Source organism: Paenibacillus xylaniclasticus (genome assembly GCF_004001065.1).
Classification (GTDB): Bacteria; Bacillota; Bacilli; order Paenibacillales; family Paenibacillaceae; genus Paenibacillus_T; species Paenibacillus_T xylaniclasticus.
Map to the genome: position 1 here is coordinate 1 of NZ_BIML01000059.1, position 7995 is coordinate 7995.

The 7995-nt window shown below is 45.6% G+C and carries 2 protein-coding genes; both read right to left on the reverse strand.

Going from position 1 to position 7995, the window contains the following annotated elements; translation table 11 throughout:
- A partial coding sequence (locus tag PXY01_RS21665; RefSeq protein ID WP_164744545.1) for a non-ribosomal peptide synthetase occupies positions 1–6378 on the reverse strand: 6378 nt, incomplete at its 3' end.
- A gap of 23 nt (positions 6379–6401) precedes the next feature.
- Positions 6402–7995 (reverse strand): condensation domain-containing protein (locus PXY01_RS21670; protein WP_246028057.1); only part of this gene is annotated, 1594 nt, incomplete at its 5' end.

The following is a 7995-nucleotide window of genomic DNA, read 5'->3' on the forward strand; positions in this document are numbered from 1 at the left end:
GCCCCGCGCCACGCCATCTCCACCTATACATATTTCTCCAGGTGCACCCACAGGCTGTAACTGGTTATCGGTATTGACAATATATAACCGAACGTTAGAAATAGGACGACCAATCGGCACAAGAAGAACATCCTCATTTTCCATGCACTCGTAATAGGTGGCTTCAACTGTTGCCTCTGTCGGTCCGTACATGTTAATCAGCTGAGTTCCATTTACCTCCCCAAGGCTGTGCCGGAAGGCGTTCACTTGATCGGGAAGCAGCGCTTCTCCGCTTGCAAATATCTTTCGCAAGCTCGACAGTAATGCAAGTTTCTCCTGACTGTCTGTATACGCCACAAATAGCCGAAGCATCGATGGAACAAAATGCATAATCGTAACCTTGTGCTTCCGCACCGTCTCTATTATGGCTGCCGGGTCCTTCTCTGCCCCAACAGGTAACAGACACACTCTCGCCCCGTACAGCGACCACCACATCAATTCCCATACCGACACGTCAAAACCGAATGACGTTTTCTGCAAAATTACATCATCCGCTTGCAGCGGATATTGTTCCTGCGCCCACACGAGCCGATTAATAACCGAACGATGCTCGACCATGACTCCTTTCGGCAGCCCCGTTGAACCTGAGGTGTAAATAACATACGCCAAATGGCGAGAGTCGTTAATCGCTTCCAGATTCCCAACTTCTTCTCCGACTAGCGATACTTCCCTAAGCTCCAATTTCTCTCCGGCAAACTTCACTTTATCCAGCAGATGCCTGTTCCCAACCAGCCACTGGCTTCCGCTGTCGCTTAGCATGTAAGCCATTCGCTCCTGCGGATACGACGGGTCAATCGGCACGTAGGCTCCGCCTGCTTTCAGAATGCCAAAGATTCCTACAATCATCTCCACAGACCGCTCTGCGAGCAGACCAACACGATTGTCCGCCTTAACGCCCCGCTTCCGCAGCTTTCGCGCCAGCCGGTTTGCCCGAGCATTCAGTTCACGATACGTAACCTGTTCCGTTTCGCTGACCACCGCAATTCGATCCGGTGTACGTTCCACCTGCTCCTCGAACATCTGGTGCAGCGTCTTCTCCTTCGTATACGGAGCTTCTGTCGCATTAAATACATTCAACAATTGATGCTTTTCCCCGTCTGTCAAAATCCCGATTTCCGATATTAATTGGTCAGGATTACGAGCAATATTATGGAGCACCTCGCAAAAATGCTTACCGATACGGGTAATGTCTTCCGCATCATATATTTCACCGTTATATCTCAAAAAAATGTTAAGGCTTCTTCCAGGTTGAATCGAAACATAAAAATGATAATTTGTCTGCTCCTGTACCGTTAATTTGTCGACTTCAAAGCCTAAACCCAAATTTTGTACGCTCTGCTGGACTCCATGTTCTACCGGATAGTTTTCGAACACCATTATTTGTTGAATCAGCTTGCCCTTCAGCGGTGTTAATGATTGAATTTCGTGCAGAGGGAAGTATTCGTGTCCGCTTGAAGTCAATTGATCACGCTGAACTTGCTGAAGCAGTTGAGCAAAGGTTTGAACTTTCGATGAACGGATTCGCACAGGCACCGTATTTATGAACAAACCTACCATCGTCTCAATTCCATCCAGTTCACTTGGACGGCCGGACACGACAGAGCCAAATACAACATCATCTGCATCATTATATTTTTGCAGCAAGACGCCCCATGTTGTTAGAAGCAGTGTATTCAGCGTTACCTGATGCTTGCTTGCCAAATTCATCAATCGTTGAGTCATATCCTCATCTAGCGTCAAAACCTCTTCAGCCCGACGATAGCCGGTATTCTTGCCTTGTGTGCCTGGCAATACCGTCACATGCTCATACCCGTCCAGATAAGCTTTCCAATATGCCCGCGTTGTCTGTACATCCCGCGTCCCTAGCCATTCAATAAATCGACTGTAGGACTGAGCAGGTTTGAGTGTCATAGTCGTTCCATTCTTTTCAGATGAATATATAGCCAACATCTCGCTAATAACAACGCCTAGGCACCAGCCATCCATCAGAATGTGATGATGCGTCCACACCATTTCATATTCTTGTTCGCCGATTTGGAAGACAATAACACGCATCAAAGGCTCATTACTCAAATCAAACCCGCGTGTAACCTGCTCCTCACAATATTGTTCTATGTATCTTTCACGGCTTACTTGATCCAGCTCAATCAAATTTTCACTGAGGACCGGAATAAAGCGTTGATCTAATACGACTTGCAGCGGTTGTCTAACTCCCTCGTGCCAGAAGGACGTTCGAAAAATATCGTATCGGTCGATGAGCCGATTAAAACTGGATTCAAGCACCTCTGTATCCAGCTGCCCAAAAAGCTTTACGCGCAGCTGTGTGATATACATACCTGAATGACGGTCTTTCAAGCTATGGAACAGCATCCCTTCCTGCATTGGCGAGAGAGGATAAAAGTGAACGATGCGTCCGCTCCCAAAGGTATTGGAAAGCTTGTCCCACTCGGCAAGCGATATTAGCGATGAATTACCAGCATCACTAGGCGTCCGCACGGTTGTCTTCATTGAGATGCAATGAGCAGCAATGTCTCGAAGTAGGTTAACAAAACGTTCTGCAAACCTGTTCATCGTAGCTTCTGTAAACTCGTCCTTCAGATACGTGATTTGAAATTGCATCCTTCCCTGCGCAACCATTCCGACCAGCTCTAATGAATTTACTTGCTCCGAACGAGGACTCACGCTCGCCCCAGTGCTGAACGGAGAAGGCTCAAACCATTCCGTCGAAGTATCCGTGTCGAACTGACCAAGATAGTTGAACACCAACTCAGGACGAAGCTGAAGAGGCTTTATCCCCGTGTATTTGATTAAACCGTAACCGATACCGTTATGAGGTGTACGACGAAGGGTTTCCTTCACATTCCGAATATGATGGCCCAGATCATTGCTATCTGACAAGCTGATTACGACAGGATATAGACTTGTAAACCACCCGACTGTCCGGGAAATATCGATGTCCTCTCCCAATGATTCCCGACCATGGCTTTCCAGTCCTACAAGTACATTTCCGTCGCCGACCCAATCTCGTACCGTAAGAACCAATGCTGTTAATAGCAAATCATTAATTTGAGTATTGTAAGCTCGATGAGCATATTTGAGCAGCTGCTCCGTCTCCTCTTTGGACAAAAGGATTTGCTCCCGACCTGTGTGAGCCTGAGTACGCAGTTTGGAAACTCCATCTTTCGGTAAAGTCAAAACTGGAAGCTTATCGATAGACTCCCAATAATTTATTTCTTGCTGAATCGCACCGCTCTTCACATATGACATTAAGTGTGCGGACCATTTCTGAAATGAATCCGTTTTGGCTGGCAATGTCACTCTATTCCCTTGTATTGCTTGACCATATCCAAATGCCAAATCTTCTAAAAGGATCCTCCATGATACACTATCTACCACGAGATGATGAATGACGATTAACAGGTGATCCCCGCTGTCTGTCCGAAAGAGTGCAGATCGAATTAACGGTCCCTGCTCCAGTATCAAGCTTCGTTGTATTCTCTCCGCTTCCTCTTTAATAAAAACGTGTGTTTGCTCTTCATCTAAAACAGGAACAGATACAACCTCCAAAATCGGTCTACTGATGCTGCTGCCAGAGTTATACTGCCTTACGCTTCCGGTTTTATCTGTGACAAAGGTCATTCTAAGAGCATCATGATGAACAACGATTTCCTGCAGCACCTGTTCCAGCACCGCTTCATCGAATCCACACTTCCCATAAAGCATTACGGCCTGATTCCAATAATGGGCTTCCGTAAATTGCTGCTCGAAAAACCATGACTGGATTGGGGTCAGCGATACTTCCCCTTCAACAGCCGCCTGGTTAATTTGACGAGTCAATGGCTCAATATGCTCGGTGACACTCGCTATCGTAGCTTGACGAAGCATATGCTTCATGTCCAACCGTTGCCCAAGCTGATGAAGTCTAGCAGACACTTGCAGCGCTTTGATTGAGTCTCCGCCAAGCTCGAAGAAGTTATCATGAATCCCCACGTTATCGATGTGGAGCACATCCTCCCATAAGGAGGCTAAGAGCTGCTCAATCTCGTTCCGCGGAGCCACATATTCCTGATTGCGCCCTGCATAGGAATGCGGTTTCGGAAGTCTATTGCGGTCTACCTTACCATTAGGGGTCAATGGAAGACTCTGTATGACCACAATAAAAGCTGGAACCATATAATCTGGGAGGACAGACGCCATATATTCACGCAAAATTGAAACGGACTTTTCTCCATCGCCCGTTACATAAGCGCACAAATATTTGTTTCCCGGCTCATCCTCCCGTACAATGACTACCGCTTCTCTAACTAGATCATGAGACGAGAGCACCTTTTCGATTTCCTCAAGCTCTATTCTATGACCCCTAATTTTCACCATATTGTCACGTCGGCCGATATACTCGATATTGCCGTCCGGCAACCAGCGCGCAAAGTCTCCCGTTCGGTAAATACGCTCTCCCGGGACGAAGGGACTAGTCACGAATTTCTCGGCTGTCAAATCTGGTTGATTCAAATACCCTTGCGCTAGTCCGGCGCCCCCAATGCACAATTCTCCAATCGCGCCCAGCGGAAGCAAATTCAGCGCGGAATCCAGAATATACAGTTGGGTATGGGAAAGCGGCTTGCCAATCGGAATGTTGTCCATATTTATTACGTCAGGGGTCACTTCATAATAGGTTGCAAATACTGTGCATTCCGTTGGACCGTATACATTCACTAACGTACCGGCAGGCAGAGAGGCGCCCATTTTCTGCATATGACGAACCGATGCTTGTTCTCCGCCGACAAGTATTTTTCTGACCGTACTAAGCACATCAGCATTAAGTTCGACAATCGCATTAAATAGAGCAGTTGTAAAAAACACAACGCTGACTTGATAGTTCGTAATTAATCTCTCTATGTGTGCAGCATCCAACAGTTGCGTTTTCTCTGCGATAACCAATGACGCTCCATTAAGCAGCGCACCGAATATTTCAAAAGTTGAGCCGTCGAATGCGTAGCTAGATAATTGCAACAGAACGTCATCCGGTCGTATTTGAATATAATTCGTATTTGATACAACACGTAAAATGTTCTTATGCGTTGTTCTGATCCCTTTCGGTTTACCGGTTGAGCCAGAAGTGTACATTACATAAGCCACATCATCCGGAGCAATAGAAATATTTAAATTACTCGAATCGAAGAGACCATACAATTCCTCACCAATAAATAATATGCGACCCGCAAAATTCAACCCTTCTACTAATTCTGGATGTACCGACAGCAAAAGCTTAATCCCTGAATCATTTATCATTTGCTGCAATCGTTCCTGAGGGTATGCAGGGTCGAGCGGCAAGTAAGCCGCTCCGCACTTTAACACAGCCAGAATCCCGACGATCATCTCTACAGATCGCTCGGTATGAATGCCGATTATAGAGTCCTCTCCGGCTTGCCTAATCATTCGTGACAGCTTATTGACCCGTTCGTTCAGTTGCTTGTAGGTTAATTGAATATGTTGATCTATGATTGCAATACGATCGGGAAAGTCATTTACCGTTTGTTCGAATGTTCTTACCAAATCCATGTTTAGACTCGTGCTATCCGATTCTCCATTAATATTAAAGTCGGATAGCAGTAGACGTTTATCGGATTCATCCAGTAAATCAACGGCCGAAATTGGTACGTTAGGATCATGTATGAATGCTTTTACGTAATTAATAAGATATCTGTACAGATTGTCGATGTAATCACCATCATACAGTACGTTGTCGTAATCTACCTTCAGCACAATTCTACCGTCTGCCACGTGCGAGAACATGAACTTCAGTTCACAATTATCCTTTTCGATTGACTCCAGCCCGTGTATTGGCTCCAGCATCACAAGAACGTGGTATAACGGACGGTTATGAACTTGGCGCAGGTATTCAATCGAACAATCCGCATATTCATTCGCTTCGGCAATCGCTTGTTTGATTTCATTAATATAGTCTTTCATCAAATCTGTCTCGCGAACAACGGAGCGCAGTACAAGACGTTCATTAATAGAATCAGAAGCAGCCAGTACAGGTATGCCAATAGTAATATCTTGCTTTCCGATAAATCGCGAAATCAAATAATGAACGCCGGAAGTGAGGATGATAAACAACCAATGATCGGAGTATTGTGTTTTTTCTATGAAAGCAGAAGCTAGCTCAGGAGGAAGCTCGAACAAACGACAGTCTCTTCCTGACGCACCCTGCTGTTTGTTAACAGCAGGGATTTTACCGGCAATCCACTCTCCATTCAATTTTTGAGTCCAATAGTTTCTCGATGCTGCAGAAATCGGTGTAAACTCCTGGATACTCTCATAGGTTTTGCGGTTCATGGATCTCATCCTCCACGCCTAATTTAGAACAAATCCGTCAATTGACCGAATACATTAGTAGGATCAGCTTTTCTTTCAGCTTGAACGAGTTCTCCAAGCTGACACTCTGGATACTCGATTATTTGAAGCAACACAGCTTCAAAGCTTGACCACATGCTGCGAACGGTATACTCGGAAAATAGAGCCGTTTTATATTCGATAGCAGCATTCACCACCGATGCTTCCGGTATTTCCGCCATTGCAAACATGAGATCAAATTTGGACATTCGTTGCTCTACACTTCCCAGCTTTGCTTCCAAACCGGTTAATTCAAATCGAGAAACAGGAAGATTGTTCATAGAGAATACATTATCGAACAAAGGATTGCGCCCCGCAGCCTTGCGAGTGCCGATTTTACTAATCAGCTCTTCCATTGGATACTCTTGATTCGAAAGTGCTTCCAGCATATTCTCCTTCACTTGCACTACAAAATCTGTAAACTTCAGATCCAGATTGAGTCGACTACGCAGCGGCAAGGTGACAGCGAACATCCCGATCACATCTTCCGTTTCCGGACGGCTTCGACCTGACGTTACGATTCCAGATACTACATCCAGTTGTCCGCTCCATTTGGAAAGCCAAACCTTATATGCGGCAAGCAACACTGTAAAAAGTGTACTCTCCGTTAGCTGTGCCATCTGTTTCAGGCCTTCTGTAATCCCTTTATCCAGCACATAGTTCAGTCGATTCCCTTCGTAACTTTCCGATACAGGTCTCGGGTAATCGGTTGGAAACTCGAATGTAGAAGGCTCCTCAGAAAAGTTTTTCAGCCAATACTTTTCCTGACGTTCAAGCCTTCCGCTCTTCAATTGATCCTTTTGCCACACTGCGTAATCTTTATATTGAATTGAAGACGGACTTAACGTTTGTCCATTATATAAAGCTATAAACTCTCGAATGAAGATGTTCATGGACACTCCGTCCGAAATGATATGATGCATATCGAATAACATAAAATACCGGTCATCAATCCAATCAACCAGTGCAATTCGAACTAATGGAGCATGACTCAGATCAAATGGCCTCACCCATTCTTGAATAATCGTCGTTAATTGCTCATCTGAGCTAATGGAAATAAGATCGATCGAAAAAGAAGCCGTAGCATGAATCTTCTGCACGATCTCTCCGTCAATCGGCTCAAATGTCGTTCGAAGTGCTTCATGCCGTTCTATTAGGGCCAGCACCGCCTGCTCCGCACGCTCTCTATCTAATGTTCCTTTCAGTTCAATAACGGCAGGCATATTGTAGGCGGTGTTCAGTCTGTCCATCTCGTAAGCAACAAACAATCTTGTCTGAGCAGAAGATAATGGATAATAAGACTGCTGTTGGACTTTTGGAATGATCGAATACAGCTCGCTAGTTAATTCAGACAGCCGATGGCCTGTCCCTTCGATTGTTGGAGATTCGAACATCATTCGCAAAGTAAAATCCTTCGCAAACTCCTTACGCACCCTTGAAACGAGCTCCATCGCCTTTATGGAATGACCGCCCAGCACAAAGAAATCATCCGTGACGCTTACTCGCTCGATACCCAGCACCTCTTGCCAGATCGCTGCAAGACGCGCTTCCGTCTCCGTC